The sequence below is a fragment of the Undibacterium sp. Rencai35W genome, assembly GCF_049340185.1.
GTDB lineage: Bacteria > Pseudomonadota > Gammaproteobacteria > Burkholderiales > Burkholderiaceae_D > Undibacterium.
The window spans coordinates 112147-136185 of record NZ_JBMPPC010000007.1; the positions used below are offsets into that span (position 1 = coordinate 112147).

General features: G+C 49.3%; 12 protein-coding genes. 6 read left to right on the forward strand and 6 right to left on the reverse strand.

From position 1 onward, the window contains the following. Window positions 1-6: 6 nt before the first annotated feature. Window positions 7-3453 carry a hypothetical protein gene (locus ACO0K3_RS15640; protein WP_422986159.1) on the reverse strand — a complete coding sequence of 1149 codons (3447 nt, stop codon included), beginning with the start codon at window positions 3451-3453 and terminating at the stop codon, window positions 7-9. Beyond that, window positions 3443-11047, reverse strand: coding sequence for a hypothetical protein (locus ACO0K3_RS15645; protein WP_422986161.1), 7605 nt, complete (start codon window positions 11045-11047; stop codon window positions 3443-3445). The genes ACO0K3_RS15640 and ACO0K3_RS15645 overlap by 11 nt, the downstream gene beginning before the upstream one ends. Window positions 11048-11638: 591 nt before the next feature. On the opposite strand from ACO0K3_RS15645, the gene ACO0K3_RS15650 reads away from it, so the two are divergent. The 3 genes from ACO0K3_RS15650 (at window position 11639) to ACO0K3_RS15660 (ending at window position 14868) form a co-directional block, all read left to right on the forward strand. Next, on the forward strand, window positions 11639-12031 hold the full coding sequence (locus ACO0K3_RS15650) for a hypothetical protein (protein ID WP_422986163.1): 393 nt from the start codon (window positions 11639-11641) through the stop codon (window positions 12029-12031). Window positions 12032-12504: 473 nt separating this feature from the next. Continuing rightward, entirely contained in the window at window positions 12505-14082 is a 1578-nt protein-coding gene (locus ACO0K3_RS15655) for a methyl-accepting chemotaxis protein (RefSeq protein WP_422986165.1), read from the forward strand. 15 nt (window positions 14083-14097) lie between these two features. After that, entirely contained in the window at window positions 14098-14868 is a 771-nt protein-coding gene (locus ACO0K3_RS15660; protein WP_422986167.1) for a substrate-binding periplasmic protein, read from the forward strand. 96 nt (window positions 14869-14964) lie between these two features. On the opposite strand, the gene ACO0K3_RS15665 is transcribed toward ACO0K3_RS15660, so the two are convergent. The 4 genes from ACO0K3_RS15665 to ACO0K3_RS15680 form a co-directional block, all read right to left on the reverse strand. Beyond that, window positions 14965-15633, reverse strand: a complete 669-nt coding sequence (locus ACO0K3_RS15665) for a hypothetical protein (protein WP_422986169.1) — start codon at window positions 15631-15633, stop codon at window positions 14965-14967. Window positions 15634-15722: 89 nt separating this feature from the next. Continuing rightward, the gene (locus tag ACO0K3_RS15670; RefSeq protein WP_422986171.1) at window positions 15723-16463 is read right to left on the reverse strand and encodes a toll/interleukin-1 receptor domain-containing protein; all 741 of its coding nucleotides are present in this window, start codon (window positions 16461-16463) and stop codon (window positions 15723-15725) included. A 526-nt stretch (window positions 16464-16989) separates the two neighbouring features. Beyond that, window positions 16990-17478: a single-stranded DNA-binding protein gene (gene ssb, locus ACO0K3_RS15675; protein ID WP_422958935.1), complete on the reverse strand. Its 489-nt coding sequence runs from the start codon at window positions 17476-17478 to the stop codon at window positions 16990-16992. Between the two features lie 50 nt (window positions 17479-17528). Beyond that, window positions 17529-18776 (reverse strand): MFS transporter, encoded by a 1248-nt coding sequence (locus ACO0K3_RS15680; protein WP_422986393.1) that lies wholly within the window; start codon window positions 18774-18776, stop codon window positions 17529-17531. Window positions 18777-18921: 145 nt separating this feature from the next. Here ACO0K3_RS15680 and uvrA point away from each other — a divergent pair, with 145 nt between their 5' ends. The 3 genes from uvrA (at window position 18922) to ACO0K3_RS15695 (ending at window position 23953) form a co-directional block, all read left to right on the forward strand. Further along, window positions 18922-21873: an excinuclease ABC subunit UvrA gene (gene uvrA, locus ACO0K3_RS15685; protein WP_422986173.1), complete on the forward strand. Its 2952-nt coding sequence runs from the start codon at window positions 18922-18924 to the stop codon at window positions 21871-21873. Window positions 21874-22223: 350 nt separating this feature from the next. Then, window positions 22224-22799, forward strand: a complete 576-nt coding sequence (gene pth, locus ACO0K3_RS15690; RefSeq protein ID WP_422986395.1) for an aminoacyl-tRNA hydrolase — start codon at window positions 22224-22226, stop codon at window positions 22797-22799. A 56-nt stretch (window positions 22800-22855) separates the two neighbouring features. Next, window positions 22856-23953, forward strand: coding sequence for a patatin-like phospholipase family protein (locus ACO0K3_RS15695; RefSeq protein WP_422986175.1), 1098 nt, complete (start codon window positions 22856-22858; stop codon window positions 23951-23953). The last annotated feature ends 86 nt before the right edge of the window (window positions 23954-24039 follow it).

The window sequence follows — 24039 nt, forward strand, 5'->3', positions numbered from 1 at the left end:
TTGAGATTAACGTGCCAGCGATGGATTGCGCTTGGTATCGCGCCCTCCAAACAGGTCTTCATCAAATTTAAAACGAATGCGGAAATACACGCCGCGATTGGTATAGTCGTTCCCGGTCAGATCGCGGTCACTGTAACCACGCCAGTTATAGCCAGCTGATAACCATAAATTATCCTGAAGCTGATAACCGACTTCTGCACCCAGTGCTTTTTGTGACGCATGTCCTTGCGGGCTATACGTTACAGATGCAAGGCCGCTGACATCCCAACGTTTGGCAATATCGTAAGTAACTCGCCCGCTGACCAGATAGGCGCTGTAAAACGCATTGCCGCCATCAAAATAATCACGCTGCCACTTGGCCGCAGTGCGCGCACCCAGCCACCATGGGCGTGACGGATGGTATTCTCCTTGCAGCGACAGGACGTGCTTGTCAAAGCCCTGACTAGCGGTTGGGTCACCCGGATAATTGCCTCCCATACCGTCGCTACCGTAAGGCGGCAGATAAGTATTGGTGCCGCTTTTATCTCTCTGTACCCAATATTCATATCGTGCCAGTGCGTTGAAGCGATTAGTATCCGTGTCACGGTAGGCCAGACCCAGTTGTACTTTATCTTCCCAACGGTTACCGGTGTAGCCACGGTTATCGGTGTACAGCAGATAATTTCGACCTAAGAAAGTCCAGTCACGATTGATTTTTCGCGCTACCGTCATCGTGTTGAGCCAACTATCGTTTCCTGCCATTAGCGAAGTAACGGTGCTAGCCGGAGAAGATGCCAGATTAGTCTGAGTGATCTCGCGATCTTTCAATCGTCGCCACTCCAGACGCGCACCAAGCATCCACAACTCGTCGGGACGCCATTCAATGCCACCCGTGAGTGCATAAGCATCCTGTACTTGTCCCCGATAAATACGCAACGATTCTGCTGAACTTGATAACTTGACTGTTTCACTCACGTTCCAGGCATTACGCACGCCGTTCGCCCATTGCAACTGATCACCGCTGAACGAATCGCGCATGCGATATTCAGAAAATACTTTTTGGTTCGGTAAATATTCGGTGTCCATACCAAATACAAAGGCATTGCTATCGTAAATGCCGTTACTGGCTTGCGGTGATGACAGGCCTGTGGTCCATTCATACTTGCCATACAAACGACCCGTTTCGCTGAAGCGATAAGCAGCACCTAGAGCGGCTCGGTGATACTGATCTCCTGCTACGCCATGTTCATATTCGCCGAACATATCAAGCTTCTCCGTCAGACGATATGTAGAACGTAAGCGTATGCCTGTACTGCGATAACTGACACCGGCCAAACCATAATTACCGCCATCAAGGCCGTAACCAGTTTGGGGATTAATCAAACTGGAACCATAACCAAAACCGATTTTCGATTGCGGATCGACGAGTAAACCCGAACCAAGACTAAGTAAAGCTCCGGCATAGTTACCTGCCTCTTCTTTCGTATGCGTGACAGCCAAATCGATGTCCAGGCTTGGCGTAACCGCATTACTTGCGCCGATAGCGAATGCGTCGCGGGAAGCATCGGCAACGCGTTGCTTGCTATGAGTACCCTCGACATAAGCAGTCCATTGATCATCAAGCTTGTCGGTAATTTTTAATGCCGCTTCTTCCCGCCCTTGTGTGAGCGATGCTGCTGCATTATTAAAATACGGATCGCTTTTACCCACATACAGACGCGCTTGCAAGGTCTCGCTCTGACGCAACGCTTCGATACGCCAGGCATTACCCTCTACTTCTTGCAAACTCCCCCCAGCAGGCGCGGGCTGACCGTAAGCGGGTTGCAGGCCATAGGCACTACCACTGACTGATGCACCAAAACCGCCGCCAAGTACACTCCGGGTTTTCGCATACTCGGTCACGATATTGGTGTACTGATCCGGCTTGTAACTCGCATTGGCACTCACAAGTGTGTATGACGCGTAAGGATTTTTATCCTTGACGTAGTTACCTCCAACCTCTGTGCGATCACCAATTTTGATTTGCCCGTCAATACCATAGACCCAAAAAGTTTCGCCGCCCGAATCAACTTCATAAGTGACTCGTAAGGATTTTGGATTGCCGTTCAAGTCAACTGAAGGCAAAGACTGATTCAGTAAAATACGCCCAGAAAAAGGTTCGAAGCTATAGTCGGCATAACGCTGTAACGCCGTAGCCGATAAAATCACAGCAGGCTGATAGCGATCACGGGTAATAATTTCGACTTTTTCAGAACCGGATACTGCATCATGTTTGGATACAGCAAACGGCCCAGAGATGCCTTGTGCTGGAAATTCCTCCACCAGTTGCACCAGATTATCTTTGGTAACAAAACCATTGAGTAAAATCCCGTCCTGATCGTAATGAGCACGCATACCGTTCATGCTGCGACTGTAATTACCCAGATCGCGCTGACGCAGACTGGCGACTTTACCGCCACCAGCTAACTGACTAAATCCATCAGCCGTAGTAAAGTCGCCCCAAAGCAAATACGATTTTTCTTTGTCGACCCTTACGTATAATTTGGAAGTCGATTGCGCATCGAATCCACGTACCGATGAATCGCCATATACCGCGTAATAGTCATCGGGACGGATAGAGCGAAACAGCTTGGAGTAAGTATCCTTGTCAGAGTCATAGGCCATCGTCAGCAATGCGTCGCCCTTGATTTTTCCTTTCAGAAAAAAAGCAGCGCGTAATGCGCCCAGGCGTTTACCGTCGCTGCTGCTATGCGCAAAACTGCGAATCTCCTGTTCAAATCCGTCGTCACGTCGTGCTCCGGTCAATTGCAACGGTGAGCGCGCATCAAAGCGAATAATCCCCTCGACCAATCCGACAGCCAGCATCTCACGCAGCTCTGGCAAGAAGCTGATCACGCCCTCGGCACGGACTCGTCCCGCTGTAATACGTACGGTCACATCCTGTGGCTGTGAAGGCGCGATCAATAACAAATCCGCTTTGCCATCAATGACTTTCATCTGCGTACCACGGGTAATTTTGTCCTGATCCAAACTCCCGGAACCGAATTCATCTGTACTGGCGTCAGGTAGCTGAATGCGTCCGCCGGTACTTTCTATGGTGACATAGGTCAGTCCTTGAATCAGCTCACCTTGCTGATCACGCACGCTGATCGCTAAGCGTACCGGTGTTTGCCCGTCGGCCGGCAAACTATTCTCTGCGACTACAACACGGATCTGTCCCACCTTGCTATTGGCGGCATAATCGACGCTGTCAATACGCGCTGCCAGAATGCGCGGAGCGTTTGATGGCAGATTGCTGTTACTGTTATTAAGCGCCGCCGCATTACCGGAAGACTGCTCAAAATTACTTTGCGCTCTGGCTGGCAAGGCACTTGCAACTGCCAGCGCCAGAACGGTAAAACGCAAGACCTCAGGTGAGGTAATCAACATGGAATGCATGGCAAAGTTGGTAGTGAAATTAGGCTTAGTTCGCACGACGTGCTCCCTGATTGATATCCAATTGCGGAACAGGTGTGTCACGTTCGCTCTCTGTGTCTGGAGATACTGGCTTCTCAGCTTTCTCAGTTAAGCCGTCGTTACGAGGCTTGACAATCCGTTGCCTTGCACTGTCCGTACCCTGCTGTGGATAATTAGCGGCCTTACCTTCAAAGATCAACGGACTGCCGCCCCTTTTTTCAACATGAGGACCAGTAATTTCACCTTGAGTGCGACGTGCTTTAACTTGTTCCAACACAGTGTTAGAACACGAGCCTTCAATAAAATCTGCGCGCTGTAATTCTCCGTTTTTCAGATCAAGAAACAGGCTATTAGCATCTCCCGCATTACGATTGCTACTGCTCACTAAACGACTGCCGCGTGGCAAAGTCGTCTGATCCACTTTAAGTACATGGGTTTTTGGCGAAAGACCACAATAGCTATATTTACCCTCGCTATCGCTGATCAGAAATGTTCCGTTTTCCACATACAAGCGCACTCCAGGTATGCCAAGTTCTTCCTGATCCTTGATCTGATTACCGTTACAGTCCACATAGATTGCACCAACAATACAAGCGTCATTACTGAATACGCCACCGGTCACTTTAACTTTGGCACGTGCTTCATTCGCACAGTTTGGATTGCTATTGAATGGACATAACGCAGTTACACGATTAACACCGTCACCCTGCATAGCACCGGCACCGAGACGAACGCGATAAGTAATCGTGACACTTTTGCCTGCGGTAATGCTATCGAGTGCATAAGTCAGTTGTGCACCTGGTGCACCTTTCAGCGATACTAATTTGGCACCTGTCACACGTGAAGAGTTATCAATCAAGCGGAAGCCTGCTGGCAAATTGTCAATGATGTTTGGTTGCGGCACTGACGAATTACCAATATTGGCGATCGTCACTGTATAGCTCACCATGTCACCCAATTCTGCTTCCGTTTTATTGACGACTTTACTGATCGCTAACAGGGCTTTACCTGTCAATGTCGATGCAGCACTGGCACAACGCAAGTCAGCACAATCGATTCCCGGCACAGGTGGATTTCCGTTGTCGCGGTTATCGCCACCACCACCAACTGAGGCGTAATTGATGACAATGCCAGAACTCATCGTGGCACCTACTGTGACTGGCACGATGATGCTGACACTACCGCCTGCAGCAATCAAAGGCTGTGTTGGCATGAAGTCGAAACGTACCAGCACGCCATCGGTAACCGTACCGCTGCTGACGACATGAGAAATCACGCCGTCTTTGCTATTCATCGCACCGTTTAAGTTCAGGCCAGCTGGCAATTTTTCTATCAGATGCATCACACCATCTGTCGCACTCTCACCCCTATTTTTGATCGTCAGCACATACTCGCCATTGCCACCCAAACTCAAGGTCGCAGGAGCAGACTTAGTCAGTGTCAATACCGGAGGTCCTTTGATTACTGCCGTATCGCTACTGCAATGATCGACATCCGTACAAGCTGGGCCGGGTGGAATCTCAATCACAGGATCATCGCTGACGCTAGCATAATTCGTCGCATTACCCGCTGCGGCAGAACCGATATTGACGTTCACCGTTAAGGTAACAGCCTGACCAGCTTCAATCGCCACCGCTGGCGTGAAATCAAACTTTACAAGCTGACCATTGACGGTCAGGTTATCGACCGCACCGGCAGCACTGACAATAGGATTTGTATTGATGAGTGTCATACCGGCTGGTAGCAAGTCACTCAGCGTCAGCAAACCAACCGTTGGTGTCGTCCCGTTATTGGTAATCGTCAAGTTGTACACACCAGGCTTGCCAGCCACGAGTGAACCTATATGTGTTTTTGTCAGTTTCAGAGCTGGCTTGATAATTGGCGGGAGTGCTGCACTAATCGTCACGGTGTCATTACTACAATGCGTGACATCGAGACAGTTAGGTCCTGCTGGAATTTTTACAAACGGATCGCCACCGCCACTGACGGCAGAGAAGTTAACGACAGTACCCGTAGCGGTAGATGCGACATCGACATGAATAGAAATTGTGATCGTCTGACCGGTAGTTACCGGATTTGACGGGGTCAGGCTAAATGTCAGCATCTGACCATTGACGACGACACCGCTGACGATTCCAGACGAGGCCACGACGGGGTTCAACTTGCTGATACTCATGCCAGCCGGCAGCAAGTCACTAATGTTCAGCACATCGGTGCTGGCACTGTCACCAACATTACTGATATTGAGTATATAAGTCGCTGGCTTACCCGCAGTCACATCGCCGCTATGGCTCTTGACGATTTTAAAAGAAGGCGGAGAAAACGGTTCAGGCCCGTTGGTGACCGCAAAGTTGGTCTTGCTCACTGCCGTACCAGACACCAAAGTAATGGAGCTGATTGTATTGTCATTAGTGCGGACACCATGTACAAGGTTACCGGCATCCTTGCCCGGAAAAGCGCCGCCGGCCTCATTGATAATCGATGGAGACGGATTCGTTTTGACTATCTGGTACACAGTACCCGGACGCAGATTGTTAAAAGCATAGCTGCCATCTGCCAGTGTGGTGGTCGTCATGCTGACGGCCTGTCCAAGGTCATCGGTGCCAGTCAGTGTCAGACTTACCCCCGGGAAAGGCCAGTCCCTGCCCTGTGTATAGTTAGAATTTAAAGCACCCTTTTCGGTATAGACGACACCGGCAATGCTAGCGGGAAGAATTTCACCAAAATTATTATTGATCGATACGGCAGCGCTGTTATTAATCACCACATCGCGCAATTGACTAGCAGTAACAGTCGCATTAATTTCATTCATGACACCCGCGGTACCGCCAACGCTCACACCAGATGTGTTCACAAAACCTCGTGTACCACCATCATTGGCACCTGGTGGACTAGTTACCAGACCGACTGTTCCTGCTGTCGTTTTGCCGCGTAGAGTTGTGACACCAGTCACCACGGGCTGAGCCACCTGCTGAATGACGGTATAGCGACCTGGCTCGTCCAAAGCAAATTGATAAAAGCCTGCGCCGTATGTTGAGTCAGTTCCGGTAACCACTGTCTTGCTGACAGGCTTATCGTCACCGGCACAAACGACCGGACCAGCACCAATGGGACCAGCCGTATCCAGAACACCGTTCGCACCTGCGCCACAACCGATCAGGTTGATTGTGACGCCATTGATACCAGTTTCTGCTACATCCTTATTTCCATCATTATTTGTATCGACATAAACAAAGCCTGACAAATATGGTTTTTGGATTTCAGGAAAATCAAACTGAACACCATTGCCGCCGCTTGCCAGCACAACTCCGGCAATAACACTGCTCGTCGACGTGTTACTAGTGCTGTAACTAGCACCACTCGGTGAGACATTCGTACTTGTTGCATTACGGATCGCACGAGCGGTATTTCCTTGTGCTACGCCGTTACCGTAGGCAGCAGGCTGTGTCTCTGTAATCGTATAACCAGCGGCATCAGAAGGAGCGAGATTCTCAAACAAATAGTCTCCGCGCACAGAACCTGGTCCCGCAGCGGCGCTACTGGTGATAACTACACGAGAAACTGCATTGCCGTATTTGTCCGTACCGGTCAAAGTCAGCGTGACACCGCCTATGCCCTGATCGGTGATCAGGGTCGTACCATCCTGGTCACCGTTGTTGTTCAAATCAAGAAATACACGGCCTGCAATTTTGGCATTTTGTACTTGAACCGTGGCAGTTTTCGTATTGTTATTAGGATTGTTATCGACGGCGATATCATCACCGTTACTATCTTTCCCCGGAAAAATACTGGCGCTGTTAATCCGGTTCGTCAGGTAAGGTGCATTGAGTGCAGAGCCGTCATACAAACCGGGGACTGCACGTGCAAATAGTTTCAGCGTAATTGTATTGGCGACACCTGGCGGAAAATTACCACCAATATCGCAAGTGATTTTTTGTTGCTGCGCCAATGTTGTAACGACATTGATACCGTTGGATATGAAGCAAACATTGTCCGTTCCATTGGCAGGTACAACATTACTCACGACCAGAGCACCACTTAAGGTAGACGCACTTCCTGAAGTAACAGAGACGACCGGTACTTGAGCACCCGTATTGATCCACTCAAATCCAGTTGGCAAAGTGTCTACCAGACGCATCTTTGGTGTGGTCGCTGTACCGTTATTGCGCAAGACGATGCTGTATTCAACTGGCTGTGCAATATCTACCGGCGTTGCTGTTATCGTCGTTTTGCTGACAACTTCCAGATCTGCTTTAGGAAATACAACGTTATTTACCGCAGCGAGATTATTACCCGCCAATGCAGGATCGGAAGAACACTTACCTGAACTCTCATATACGTTGGTTTCGTCAGCACACACAAATACTTTGTTGCCGAACGTGACGGGGCCAGTTGCCGTCCCTGTCATATCCATCGCAATCTCAAAGTTCACTTCCTGTCCAGCATCGAGAAAACTATTCGCTACAACGGCATCCAGTTTACAAATGACGTTGGCGTCGGCACTGGCTTGCGTACAAACGACAGCCTTGCTGGCCAGCGCATAACCAGAACTGGCGGCAGCCTGGTTCAGCTTGTCAGGCATAGCTGCCGCCATCGAGATGTGGAAACCTGCAGGCACCGTCAAAATGTCGGTCATGATCACGTCTTCTGCACGGGAGGGACCTGCATTTCTTACGCTGAAGCGATAACGTAACTGATCACCGATCAAAAACTGCGTTTGCCCGGCAGGATATACAGCAACCTTACCTTGCTGCAAATCGATGGCAGGCACTTTAATGTCGAAGCTGACCGATTTACTATTATTCGAGGTAGACGCTGCGTCATTGCAAGCAGCGGAGAGTGATCCATTGGTTGCCGTTTCTGTTTTAAATTCGCAGTAGCTCGGGTCAAGGGTAACGAATGCCGTATTGACGACACCGGCATACAATACGCTGTTGGCCGCACCGCCAAGCCCGGCTGGTTTTTTAATACGCGCCTGGATGCTAATGGTTTGAGTTTCATAGCGATTAATCTGCGCCGTATTGGTACAACTGATTGCACCAGTCACGATATTACTGGCAGCACAACTGATCTTTGCGGGATTAGAGGGGGTAACGCTGATGACATCATAGGCAGGTACCGCTAAAGTTGGCGCGCCCGTGTTTAAGGTATCGGTGATTGTAAATTGTCCCGCACCCGTGATATTAGCTAAACCCAGATTTTGCGCAGTAATTGTGAAGGTAATGATCTGCCCCACAGAAGGAGTCGCTGGTGTCACCGTTTTAGTTGTCAGCGCAACGTCCACTTGTGGCACGACTACGACAGCCGCATTATCATTCAATTGACCACCGGCTGAAGCACTCAGGATGGCATTCGGTGAAGTCAGTGTGGCCGTATTTGTCAGCGTACCGCCATTCAGCGCACGCGATACCGGCACATCAATCACAATCGTCGTATTCGGCGGAACATTCGTAAAATTACATGTCAGGGCAGAGTTACCTGCCGCAATATTTGGACAACTACCAAAGGTATTCGGCGTTGTCATCACCGTGATCGCAGGCGTCTGAAAACTCGGTGCAGGAGAACCTGTCGTCGCGACATTTACGATGCCAGGGATATTGTCAGTTAAACGTAACGTAGGAATAGTTTCCTGTATCGCATTATCTGCAACGCTTGGTGTTGTCACCGTCATGCGCCAGTATAAAGTTGACGCCGCGCCGCTCAGTGTCGGAGCATTAGCAGCCAGGTCAAAATAATTTGTGTTATCGACAGAGGACTCTTTTTTAATACTGACTTGCGCTTTACCAGAGACTACGGGAGTCGCAATCAATCCGGTACCGGCGTCAGCACAATCATTCCCAGTACGGCCACCGTCAGGAGGTTGCGGACCATCCGTATCAGCCAAGCCCAACGCCGCTAGCGCCTGCGACCCGGTACACGCACGGTCAGTCAATTCTACCGGTGCAGCAACCGTAGCAATGGTCGAAGTAAAACTAACTGTGTCAGCAGCACCAATTGCAAGGCTACCTGGCCCTGCTTTTTCACAAGCAATCCGAGTTGTCTTATTGACGTCACCGACAAAAGCCGGAGGCACAACGCCTGTACTGACAGCACAGACCCATCCAGCAGTAACACCGGAGATAACACCGCTATCCACTTCCTCTGGACGCGCATAATCGACAATACGCAGCGGATGTGTCGCATCATAAGTAGCAGCACTCGGACTAGCGGCGTCATTACGTACAGTCAATGTGGTGGTTACGACAGTACCTGACGGCTGTGGTCCGCCCGGGGACTTCCCTTTTGACGCACGTAAGTCAGCGAAGGGATTCACTATTTGATAAGGCAACAAAATACTGTTATTGGCTGTGTTCGCATCGGCGCGACCGGGAGGCGTCAAGACAACGACGGGAAAACTGGATGCCTCCGGTGCGGCAGGCGTCGTCAACGGGATACTGAAACTTTGCTGAGAGCCGACATTGAGGGCGCCAACAGTACAGCTCACCAAAGTGCCGTTATAGCTTGTGCCGCCAACCGTTAATGATTGTGCTGCTGTCTGTGTACAGCCTGCTGGCAAGATACCAATCGTGAATGTAGCCGGCACAATCGTTTCTACAACACCTCCAGATGGACTGTTCAAAGGTCCATTGTTTTTATGCGTCAGAGTTAATGTCTGTGCGGTACCAATAAGTTGTGCGGCAGAAGGAAAACTACCGAGAGCCTGCACATCCGTACCAGGATCAACGACATAATTGACATTAGCGACGTTGTTTGAAGGATCCGCATCAAAATAGTTGTTGTTACCCGAAGCTACTGACACGGTGTTTGTGAACGAACCATTGTTACCCGGTACACCTGTCACCACAATCGAACTGGCATTCAACTGCGCCAGAGTAAAAGCGCCGCCATAAGTACAGGTTAGTGTGCGTGTGGAATTGGCATTCGCTGTCGTGTTACAGACAGGCGTCAGTCCAGTGAAGCTAACGGAACTCAAGGCATAATCCGTCGATGTACCGGGTAGATTATCAGTCACCACAATCGACGCACCGGCAGGGACATCATCGCCAGAAGTAATTTTTGGCGTAAGGGTAAAGACAACCGTACCTCCGGTAATAGCATTACCCGCCGGAGAAGTTTTCGCCTTACCGACAACAATATCGCCCGTACTACGGACCGTGCCAGAAAAAGTGGCGGCTGGAGGTGACGTACCCGTCGCCGTCAAATTGAAACCGCCCAGCGCCAAACCCTTGACCGAAAAGCTAATTGTGCCCGCGTCACCAGAAACACCATCAGGTACATTGCACACCATATTAGGTGCGTTATACACACAGCCAGCCGGTGGCGCAGGAGGATTTACCGTCAACTGCGCCGGAATAGGCATCGTGATCTTGTCACCGGTAGCTGTCGTCGTACGAGACCAGTCAATGCTGACATTGACGATCTGACCCCGGCCTAAATCTGTCGCTGATGTCACTGACGTTGCCACCACCTGCGCTTGTGCCTGTCCTGCACACAACAAGAAGGTGACGACAAAAACTCCCAGACTATCGCTAGCCCGCTCTCGCCATTTGTTCGACCCGATACAGAAATCAATGGCACGAATAAAGTAAGAAAAGAGAGCTTTGGTAATCATGGTTTCCTGTTCACACGCACAAAGCGGGTGCCGATGGGTTGTACAAGGCAAGCGGTGGAAGTATTCGAGTCGAATCCCAGAAGGGATTGAGTAGGACAGCAACTTCACATTACGTTGAGTGCCGATTTACAAAGTCAGACTCAAGCGCGGACGAAGTGTAGTGTAATTTGCTAGAATTGTTTTTAAGAAATTGTTAAATTAACAGAATAGAAAATGTAAAATTACATGCCATAGTGTCAATCTATTCAAAAATTCAGATCAAAAAATTCCCTCTGAACGCGATTATTTTTTGATGGCTGCCAGCAAAAAGATGTCGCGATGCCGGATTCAATCGGTCTTGTGAAGAAGTTGTCTGTATTTGGGTGTACCGATGGCGATGTAGTGATGAGATTTGTCGGACAACCCGCCAGCTACATGCCGGCGACAGAGATTTATTTGTAGTTTGACATCGTCAGACCAGATGCTTTAAAGGCGTTACGCGGCGCAGATCTCACCCGTGTCCCGCGGGATGAGATCAACAATCTGCATGCAGCGAATATCTCTACGACGTTAAGCGTCACCTTAAAAAAAAGGTTGCTCAACAAAGAAGACGTGTTACCGGTCCCATGCGGCCCCGACACGTTAGCGATAGCCTATACCTTAAAGCTGGGCAAAGAAGTGATCCCCTTAATCCACTATTTTGATACAGAAACCATATTCGCAGGCGAGAAAAGTACCATCGTCTTTGAGCAAGATGCAAATTCAAAAACGTATCTGTTCACATTATTCTCGACCAATCACCCACCCGAATCGTCTGTCCGAATCAATATGTTGCCTGTCCAAAATGGAAACCCGGTCACTCGCACTTACGAGAATGTAGTCAAGTCATTTAATATTTTTTATCGTGATGACAAAGCAAAACTGCTGAAACAAATCCAGGAAGAAATCGAGAACTCTCTCAGTGGCCGTAGACGAATCACCATTCCCTTAGTCGCCATGCCTTAACAAACCGCCTGTCTATCTGTCTGAGGCACATACTGCGCATGCCGTTCATTTGGAGTTTGTGTACGGTTTTTTATCACCAACAGATAGCTCATGAAGCAACGAAAGAACGTCGATTCAAACACAAAAACCAATGATTGCTTGCCTATTCATAGCGATTCAACTAACTTTAGATAGTAAGAGACTAGACTTAAAAAATATCACCTTATTCAATCCATATAACAACAAGATAAATGCCTTGAATTAATTCTCCCGCAAGGGTGTTTCAGAATCGGTATTGTTTGATCCGGTAAATATTTTCGTCGTTTTCCTCTCTGAATCTGGTCGCTAAAAATTATCATTTCCGGAACAGCATACGTGCATCAAAAAATCGGCAAATTAATAAAAAGATCCATAAAAATTCAACGGTAATTCAAGAAAAAAGAGCTCATTATTTTTATATCGTTCGCACTTTGATTACTTCCATGGAGTTGTAAATGAATATTCGCAATTTACCCATTGGCACTCGTCTTGGCGTTGGATTTGGATTGGTTTTATTGTTGGCTACCTTGTCATCCGGCATCGGCCTGTGGCGCTTGAGTGAGGTTGCGGCGAATACTCGTGCCATGATGCAGGAGCCCTTGAAAAAAGAACGGCTTACCGAAGAATGGTATCGCATTACCGTCGCGGGTCTGAAGCGTACGCTAGCGATTGTTAAGAGCACCGATCCCAGTCTCGCCGATTTTTTTGAAGCCGATATAAAAAGTTCGTCAACCCGAAATAACGAGATCCAAAAATATATGGAAGACCACATCAGCTCATCGGCTGAAAAAGATCTGCTACAAAAAATCATCGTGGTCCGAAAACAATATATCACCACCCGCGACCTGATCAATAACGCAAAAAAAGCAGAGCAAGCGGACGAAGTTGCAAAATTATTTGAACAATTTAAACCGATGTCCGATGCGTATCAAAAAAGCGAACTTGACTATCTCGAATTTCAAAGAGAATCGGTAGATAAGCTCAGCAAAAATGTCGACGACATTGCCTCTGATAGCAAAATACTGGTCATGTCCCTCATTTTTGTTTTCGTTATTTTCGGTGTGATTTGCGCATGGTATTTAACGCAGGGCATCACCAGACCTATGAACAATGCAGTCAATCTGGCAAAAAGCGTTGCAGACGGCGACCTGACAAGCAAAATAGAAATCCATTCATCAGATGAAACGGGACAACTGATGCAAGCGCTCAAAAACATGAATGACGGTTTATTGAAAATCGTCAATGAAGTGCGTAGCGGCACCGATACCATCGTCAGCGCCTCGACCGATATCGCAAATGGCAATCTGGATCTGTCATCACGTACCGAGATGCAAGCCAGCTCGCTGGAAGAAACCGCGTCATCCATGGAAGAACTCACCAGCACCATGAAGCAAAATTCTGACAATGCGCGACAAGCCAATCAGCTCGCTCATGCAGCCTCTGAAGTCGCCGTCAAAGGTGGCGCCGTAGTCGCACAAGTCGTCAACACTATGGGTTCCATCAATGAGTCATCGAAAAAAATCGTCGACATCATTGCCGTGATTGACGGCATCGCTTTTCAAACTAATATCCTCGCCTTAAACGCGGCAGTAGAAGCTGCACGCGCGGGGGAACAGGGCCGCGGCTTTGCTGTTGTTGCATCCGAAGTCCGCAATCTGGCGCAACGATCAGCCAGTGCAGCGAAAGAAATCAAAGCCCTGATTGCCGACTCTGTTGGCAAGGTCGAAGAAGGTTCTCAGCTGGTTGATCAGGCTGGCGCCACCATGAATGAGATCGTCCAGCGCGTCAAACACGTAACCGACATCATGGGCGAAATCAACAATGCCAGTAACGAACAATCCTCCGGTATCGACCAGATCAATCAGGCGGTCATACAGATGGATGATGTAACGCAAAAAAATGCAGCACTGGTCGAGGAAGCTGCCGCCGCGGCAAAAAGTATGCAGGATCAGGCAAATAGCCTGCTCGATGTCGTCAGCGTATTCAAACTAGCCTCACCAGCCAGCTACAGAGCGCCCTATCTGGCGAGATGAATAGAATCGGTCTTCATGAAATTATGGATTTTTTTATTACTGGCGACTCTCTTGTCCGGGCAGTCATATGCAATCGAGATGATGCAGTTTCGTGTTGCGGCACAAGAGTCTTCTGAACCAAAATTTATCGCTGCAACACACAATGGCAAATCCGCGATCACAGGTCTTTGTGTCGATATTTTTCGTGCCATAGAAAAAGCAGATCCCATAATTCAATTTACCGGAGATCAGGCATGGCAACCACGCGCACGCATTGACAACAATCTCAAATCGGGAGCACTCGATGTCATTTGCGGCGTACAACATATTGAGCGCTTTGAGGCCATCTATGCGTTTATTGATACGCCTCTATTTACCGTCAATTATTTACTCGCAGCACGCGCAGACGACAGCGTCGAGATTAATAGCTGGGACGATATCCGCAAACTAGGTAAAGACGGCATCATCCTCGCCATGCATGGTTTTGGCATCGTCGATATTCTTGAGGATCTCGGCGGACTGACAATCGACTCGGGCGGAACAACTCCCTTGTCTAACTTAAAAAAATTACTGGCTGGCCGCGGACGTTTTTATTGCCATCGTTCACCCGGTATCAAAACCGATATTCTTAAAGCTGGCATGGGAAACAAGGTCAGACTGATTAGCAAATTACAGTTCTCAGAAAAACTGTATATGGCGACGTCGAAGTATGTGCCAAACAGTGACCGCTTGAGAATCCGCGCAGCGCTCAACATACTGCAAGCGAACGGAGAATTAAAAAGGCTGATGGATAAATATCAGGAGTGAGGCTTTTTGCTATCGAGATAGCGATCTGAGGTAAGGACATCTGCTTTTAAGAATTCTTTGTCAATTATTTTTTATGCTCTTGTGTCAATTGATATGTTAGTTCTTATATTGTGCAGTCTGTAAGCTGATAATGTTTTCAATTACAGGAAGCTTGAGGAGTAGCCGCGCAGCAGCAACCTCTGCCGAAACCAAAGTTTGTGCGGAAACTACGTCTCTCGCTTCGATCATAATAGTAGCGGCCTTTGCTTTCAGTTCCAGACACCAGGGAACGTTGTGCTCAACTTGAGAAAGCGCCTCTTGTTGAACGCGCGCATCAATCAACTCTCCATTTGCAAGCGACGCCATCATTGCGTGGTAGTGATGCCATGGATTTCCGTCTGCCTTTGCACGTAGATGTTTGGCAGCATCGTTCATTGAGGAAAAATGCTCACACAAGGATAGAACTTCAATCGCGGCCTGAGACGCGTATTTATCGGCCACCAAAGTAAAACTCTGCTGATCGGTAAATTCGGCAAAACCTTCTGCTCGCTTGCACTCATCGAAAGAAAGATAATCCTTGGCATACCAGAGCCATGTTGCTGCGACATTGAGGTACGTGCCTTTGCTCCAACCGCTTGGTTGAAACTCAACCACAGCAAGCCACCATCCGTTGTCCTTTAGCCAGATACGGGATCTTCCCTTCCGTTTCATGCCGATGGCCGGTAAATAAGCTTTTGCCGCATTGGCAATGATGTCGCCATGCTGTGTGAAGCGTGGACTATTCATGTTATGCCTAACGTTTAAAATGAGAGATGGCGTCTAGTTTGCCGAGCGACGTATTTTCCATAAAAGGATTTGAGTTCAGAATGAGTGTGCTATTCAACCAACTTGTTCTCAACTGCATACTTCTTACCCTTGAGCGTGATCTCAATATATGACGGCGATAGTAGTCGAACGAGGCCTTCGGACTTAGCTTGTTCCAAGAGAATATCCAGCATTGCTCGTGAGCCACGCCACTGCTCGGCTATGTACTTATAGGATATATAGGCACCGTCACGTGTCTTTTCGAAGATACCTATAAGGTAGCGCATTAGCTCTAGCAAAGCATCTCCACTACGTTTGGCCGTTCCCGAGACCGGTTCGAATGGACTTGTGGAGATCTCTGGCTTCACGAATAGCGGGGCACAATGAATTGAGCGCGTCAGATCGTCAAATACCTCTTCAAATTGATCTTCTCGCGAGAAATCTAGATACAGCTTGGACGTAAGAAATGTCGGAACTAGATGTGTTCCCTCTTGACGGATGATGGGGATCACTTTGTTAGTGTCGACCTTCTTCATCAAATCAGCGGTGACAATCATCTTCTCATAACCGACACCACCAGTTCCAGCATTGGCCTTTTCAACATACTTCTCTGTGCAAACCATAATAACGCGATCTGCGTTCGCTAAATTTCTTTCCATGAAAAGCGGTACATCATCACCTGGGCCGAGATCCCATTGATCTAGCGCGGCATCAATACCGACATTTCGTAGTCTTGTTGCAAGTTCCAGAACCCACTTTTTGTGCGATTGAGAGTCATGTGAGTACGAGACGAATACTTTTGGAATGGTCATTAGCTTTGATGCCTCTGTTGAGATAAATGTAGTGAGTACGATATCTAATATGCAATATATAAAAAATGCCAATTTAACATGGAATGTTGCGATACATCATGAAAATTTAGCTCTCTGGAAACTCTCTTTATTTTTGGTTCTTACGTCAACAAACTGCATAAATATGCAACTATAAGAAAACAGAAAAACCACGCAAGCCACTATTGATTTCCAGACGACTGCTCGATCAGGTCTGAGAGCGTATTTGGTACATGCATTACAGTCTCCAGGCTGGGGAAACGATTAGTGCCGAGTGCACTGGGCACATCCGGCGACCTAGTTGGCAGCACTGGCTTAATATGGTGGCTATGAAGTCAATCTTCAGTTCAAACAATCCCACTTATCGTATGTATTCCTTTGCCAAACAAACTGGCAAAAAAACTACCCATTTATTTGCGACGAAATAAAAAAAGCCTTGATAACTCAAGGCTTTGAATTACAACTTTACTCTTCATATCGCAGGTACGAATGAGAAGTTTTAGAAAGATTAAAACGGAATGTCATCATCCATATCCGAAAAATTCGGTGCAGGGCGTGATGCTGGTGCCTGACGTGGTGCGGATGATGGTGCTGGTGCGCTTTGACGTGGTGCTGACGGTGCGCCGCCGTATTCGTCCATCGGTGCGCCGCCGCCCATGCCTGGACGTCCGCCCAGCATTTGCATGGTGTCGGCTTTGATGTCGGTCGAATATTTTTCTACACCGTCTTTGTCGGTGTATTTACGGGTGCGCAGGCTGCCTTCTACGTAGACTTGGGAACCTTTTTTCAGGTACTGACCAGCGATCTCGGCGAGTTTGCCGAAGAAGGTGATACGGTGCCATTCAGTCTGTTCTTTTTTCTCGCCAGTGGCTTTGTCTTTCCAGTTTTCTGTTGTTGCAACAGTGATGCTGGTCATGGCGTCGCCGCTAGGCATATAGCGCGTTTCTGGGTCGCGTCCGAGATTGCCGATGATCTGGACTTTATTGAGGGATGCCATGTGTTTCTCCTGTGATTCAGTAAATTTCTGTCATTTAAGTGTTTAATTCTTTAGGCTGGAAGCTGCTGCGAGGCTTTGGCGCGACGTGGCAATTCTGGCATATTGTTTGCGATTATAAGCCAGAGCAGGGTCAGAAAGGCACTTACAATAAATACGGAAGATGCACCTGCATGCTGTTTTACCCAGCCACCAAGCAAGCCGCCGCAGGCCAGACCTAATGCCTGCAAGGTGTTATACACGCCCAGAGCAGCGCCTTTGGCGGCTGGCGGTGCGATTCTCGATACCAGGGACGGCTGACTGGCTTCGAGAATATTAAAAGCCAGAAAAAACGCAAATAGCAAACCCATCAAGATCGCGGGATTTGTCAAAAATTGCCAGAATCCGATCTGTACTGCGAGCAGTAATGCAATTGCGGCGACAAATACCTGCTTCATCTTGCCTTGCTTTTCGCCCACAATAATCGCTGGCAACATCGCAAAAAATGATCCGAGTACGGCAGGCAGATACACTTTCCAATGCGATGCCAGCGGCATGTCAGCATATTGAATCAGCGCCGACGGTACAACGACAAACATCGCTACCTGGGTCAGATGCAGGACGAAGACGCCGTAGTTCAAGCGCATCAATTCAGGATTTTTAAGCACTGCGCTGAAGGTGACTTTTTCTTGTGCTGTCCCATGTAGGGCCGGTACCGCTGGCATAGCGGGGGTGATCCAGATGACGACGCCAATCGCGGCAACGGACAGTAAGGCCGTCATGATGAAGATACCGTTCATGCCGATGCCTTGATACAGCGCCGGGGCAGCAACCAGAGATAGCGCAAAAGTGATGCCGATCGAGCCGCCGACCATTGCCATCGCTTTGGTGCGGTGTTCCTCGCGGGTAGCATCGGCGATCAGCGCCGTAATTGCCGCAGAGATGGCACCTGCACCTTGGACAGCCCGGCCTATCAGGATGCCCATGACGGTGTGTGAAAAAGCAGCGATCAATGCACCGCAGGCGAACAACGTCAGGCCAATGACGATAATGCGCTTGCGGCCAAATTTGTCCGATGCAATCCCGAAAGGAATTTGCAGGCACGCCTGAGTCAGGCCGTAGATTCCCATTGCCAAGCCAACCAGGGTCGTGTTGTCACCATCAGGCAAGGATTTTGCATGGATCGCAAAGACCGGCAAGATCAGGAACAGGCCCAGCATGCGTAAAGCGAAGATAGATGCGAGAGAGCTGCTGGCCAGGATTTCCGCGCGACTCATGCCGTCTGGCAGAGGATTCGGGCTGGTTTGTGTTGCAATAGTCATCATACAAACGAATCACAAAAACGGTGCAGAAACAAAGCGGATACGTCACCCGCGTTAAATTTCAAAAACCCGTTATAGTATCAGGTTGCTTGTTCCCGAATCAAAATCCCGGGACGCCACATCATCCTTTTGGAAAGCAGTTGATATGACACAAAATACGGCCAAAGTTCGCTCAAAATCGGCTAAAGCCAGCAAACCAGCAGAGATTGACTTTGACCATGCTGGTCTCGTTGCGCCTAAGAAAGAAGAAATCCGGATCCGCGGCGCACGCACCCACAATTTAAAGAACATCAATCTCGATCTGCCCCGCAATAAGCTGGTGGTGATTACAGGTTTATCGGGTTCCGGCAAATCCTCACTGGCTTTCGATACGCTGTACGCGGAGGGGCAGCGCCGTTATGTGGAATCGCTGTCGGCATATGCGCGCCAGTTTTTGCAATTGATGGAAAAGCCGGACGTCGATCTGATTGAAGGTCTGTCACCGGCGATCTCGATTGAACAAAAAGCGACGTCGCACAATCCGCGTTCGACCGTCGGCACTGTGACCGAGATTCATGATTATCTGCGTTTGCTCTACGCCCGCGTCGGCACACCGTATTGCCCTGATCATCCGGAAAATCCTTTAGCAGCGCAGTCTGTATCGCAAATGGTCGATACCGTTCTGGCGATGCCGGAAGATACCAAGCTGATGATACTTGCACCAGTCGTCGCCAACCGCAAGGGTGAGCACCTGGATCTGTTCGAGCAAATGCAGGCTCAAGGCTTTGTGCGCTTCCGCGTGCAGAGCGGTACGCATGATGCAAAGATAGTTGAAGTCGATGACCTGCCGAAATTAAAGAAGACCGAAAAACATACGATCGATGTCGTGATTGATCGCGTCAAAGTGAAGGCCGAGATCAAACAACGTCTGGCAGAATCCTTCGAGACCTCGTTACGTATTGCGAATGGCCGCGCTCTGATCGTGAATATGGACACCGGTCATGAGCAATTATTTTCGAATAAATTTGCGTGTCCGACCTGCGGTTATTCTTTGCAAGAATTAGAGCCGCGCCTGTTCTCTTTCAACAATCCCATGGGTGCCTGCCCGGAATGTGATGGACTAGGTCATATCGAATTCTTTGATCCGAAACGCATCGTCGCTTTCCCGAATCTGTCGTTGGCAAGCGGCGCGGTCAAAGGCTGGGATCGACGCAATCAATTCTATTTCCAGATGTTGTCGAATCTCGCTGCGTTCTACGAGTTTGATATCGACACGCCGTTTGAACAATTGCCGGAATCTGCGCAGCAAGTGATTTTGTATGGATCGGGCAAACAGAATATTCCGTTCACCTATATCAATGAACGTGGCCGCACGGTGATCAAAGAACACACCTTTGAAGGCGTGATCCATAATCTGCAACGCCGTTATCGCGAAACCGATTCAATGGCGGTCAAAGAAGAACTCGCTAAATTCATCAATGAAAAACAATGCCCGAGCTGCAACGGCGCACGCCTGCGCATCGAAGCACGCTATGTCAAGGTCGGTAACGGCGCGCAGGAAAAAGCCATTTATGAAATCAGCGCCCTGCCCTTACGCGCCACTCTGAGCTTCTTTGAGTCGCTGGTATTGACGGGAGCAAAGAAAGAAATCGCCGACCGCATCATCAAAGAAATCGGCTCACGCCTGACCTTCCTGAACAATGTCGGCCTCGATTATCTGTCGCTGGATCGCAGCGCCGACACGCTGTCCGGTGGTGAAGCGCAGCGTATTCGCCTCGCCTCACAAATTGGCTCCGGCCTGACGGGTGTGATGTACGTACTCGATGAGCCATCAATCGGCTTGCATCAGCGCGATAATGACCGTCTGATCGACACGCTGAAGCATTTACGCGATATCGGTAATTCTGTGCTGGTGGTCGAGCATGATGAGGACGCGATCCGCTGTGCTGACTTTGTCGTCGACATGGGGATCGGTGCCGGGGTACATGGTGGCGAGGTAATTGCCCAGGGTACCTTGGAAGACATCATGAAGAGCGAGCGCTCATTGACCGCGCAATATCTGAGCGGTGCAATGGGAATTAAAGTACCGAAAAAACGTACGCAATTCAGTCCCGACAAACAATTCGTGATTGAAGGTGCGCGCGGTAATAATCTGAAAAACGTGACGCTGAAATTACCGGTCGGCCTGCTGACCTGCGTCACAGGCGTCTCCGGCTCCGGCAAATCTACGCTGGTCAATGACACGCTCTACCCTGCTGCAGCCCGCCACCTGTATGGCTCACAAACGGAGCCGGCTGCTTTTGACAGCATCAGCGGTCTGGAACATTTTGATAAAGTCATCTCGGTAGATCAAGCGCCGATCGGACGCACACCACGCTCGAACCCGGCGACCTATACCGGCCTGTTCACACCAATACGTGATCTGTTCTCAACAGTACCGGTCGCCAAAGAACGTGGCTACAGCGCCGGACGTTTCTCATTTAACGTCAAAGGCGGTCGCTGTGAAGCCTGTCAGGGCGATGGCGTGATCAAGGTCGAAATGCACTTTTTACCTGACGTCTATGTTCCCTGCGATGTCTGCCACGGCAAGCGCTATAACCGCGAAACACTGGAAGTCCAGTACAAGGGCAAGAACATCAATGAAGTGCTGAGCATGACGGTAGAAGACGCGTATGAGTTCTTCAAACCTGTCCCGGTAATCGCTCGTAAACTACATACCCTGCTGGACGTTGGTCTGGGCTATATCCGTTTAGGACAAAGCGCCACTACGCTCTCTGGCGGTGAAGCGCAGCGCGTCAAACTGTCGCTGGAATTATCGAAGCGCGATACCGGTCGGACCTTGTATATCCTCGACGAGCCGACGACCGGCCTGCATTTCCATGACATCGACTTACTGCTCAAAGTAATCCACCGTCTGCGCGACCAGGGCAATACCGTCGTCATCATTGAGCACAATCTCGACGTGATTAAAACCGCAGACTGGATCGTTGATCTGGGACCGGAAGGCGGCGCAGGTGGCGGCGTGATCATCGCCAGCGGCACGCCGGAACAAGTTGCCGTCAACGCGGACAGTGTGACAGGCAAGTATTTACTGCCGCTGCTAAAGAAGACCAAATAAATTGCTCAGATAGTCGTTTCAGATCAATTGAAGATGGGTTTCAGAATCAGTAACGTAAGCCCGAGATGTCTTCAAAAAAATAGGCAAGTTGCTTTTGGGTGTGAAAGGTAACAGGAATTTTGAGATGATTTTAGACATTATCCAGAAATGAACCCGCAATCCAGATGCGGCTTCCAGAGGCATTTCGTGCCAGAAGGCGCATAGATATTGCGGATTCACTTTTTAATTCTTGTTTTCAGACCGGTAGCGGGTGCTTGTTTATAATGAGCACCCGTTCTGCCAACACAGACACTTTACTCAGCAACACCAGAACATCACTACAAAAACCTACCCGTGCAATAACAATACCGATGACAATACGATTGATAGTCGGGTTGGGAAATCCCGGCCCCGAATATGAGCAAACCCGCCACAACGCTGGCTTTTGGCTGGTTGATCAACTCGCGACAAATGGTTTGCAACGCGATAAAAATTTTAACGCTCTGGTAGCCAAAACACGGATAGCCGGTGAAGATGTCTGGTTGCTGGAGCCACAGACGTTTATGAATCGCTCTGGTCAGTCGGTCGGTGCGATTTGCCGCTTTTATAAAATCACACCCGATCAGGTCTTGGTTGCCCACGATGAACTCGATATCTTACCGGGCATCGCCAAACTAAAACTCGGCGGCTCCTCCGGTGGTCACAACGGCTTAAAAGATATTACAGCGGCGCTTGGCACGCAGGACTACTGGCGCCTGCGTCTCGGCATCGGTCATCCGCGTAGTCTGAATTTGCAGCAAGGCGTGGCTGACTTCGTGCTACATCGCCCGCGCAAAGAAGAACAGCCGCTGATCGATGAATCGATTGCCCGAAGTCTGGAAGTTATCCCGATGCTGGTGGAAGGAAAATTTTCTGCAGCAACGATGCAATTGCACACGGCAAAATAAGCATCCCGTTAGCCGTCTTCATTGCATCCCATCACACTCAACAAAACCACGACACAATGAGTTCAGCCATTCAAATTCATGCCGGTAAAACCGCTCTGGAACATCTCCGTACCAACGGATTACATGCCAGCGATATTGCCGTCATTCCGGCAGCGGCAGGTGGGCCCAAAGGTTTGATTTTGCAAGCGCTGGACCAATGGCTGTTTGGCGAATGGCTGCCGTCTGCACCACGTGAACGCAGTCTGATCGGCGCATCGATCGGCGCCTGGCGCATGGCCGCCGCCAGTCATGCCGATCCGGTTGCAGCGTTTCAGCGTCTAGGCGATTTATATTGTGAACAGCGTTATCCTGAAAAGCCATCTGCACGCTACGTGACGGACGAGATTCACCGACTTTTACAGGCATTTATCGGTGGTCATGAAGATGAGATTGTGCATCAGCCCTTGCACCGTTTGCACCTGCTGGCCGTGCGTGGACGAGGACTACTGGCTGCACCGCAAAGCAGTGCCAAAGCCAAAGCAGGTTTCGTCGCGGCGACGTTTTCGAATCTCGCCTCACGTGCCAAACTGGCGAAGCATATGGACAGAGTCGTCATCGGCGACATGCGTGATCCGCTGTTTTGGCTAAAGGCGAAATTCGATCATTTCGATACGCATTTTTCTTCACTAACGCCGGATAATCTGGAGTCAGCTTTACTGGCATCGGGGACCCTGCCCTTGATCATGGAACCGGTACGCCATATTCCGCATGCACCAACCGGTACCTATTGGGACGGCGGAATTATTGATTACCATCTGGCGCTGCCTTATTCACGGCTGACCGGTGGTAAAGAAGGCGGGCTAGTGCTGTATCCGCACTTTACTGATCATATCGTACCTGGCTGGCTGGATAAGCCTTTGCCATGGCGTCGCGGCAGTCTGGGTAAAGACCGTCATTGGCTGGATAACGTGATTATGATCTCGCCATCACCTGCTTTTTTGCGAACGCTGTCGCGTGGCAAATTACCTGACCGGAAAGATTTTTTTTATTACGGTACTGACCATGATTTCCGGATTCAAAACTGGAAACTAGCGATTGCAGAAAGTGGCCGCATGCGCGATGCGTTTGCGGCATTTGTCGAGCGCCCCGACTTGAGTCAGGTATTGCCGCTGTAGTTGACTGTCCACGAAAAAATTAAGCGTACAGATAAACGCAAAACAAAGCGTGCACGCCTTGTGATTGCCGAATCTGCGCTGACGGT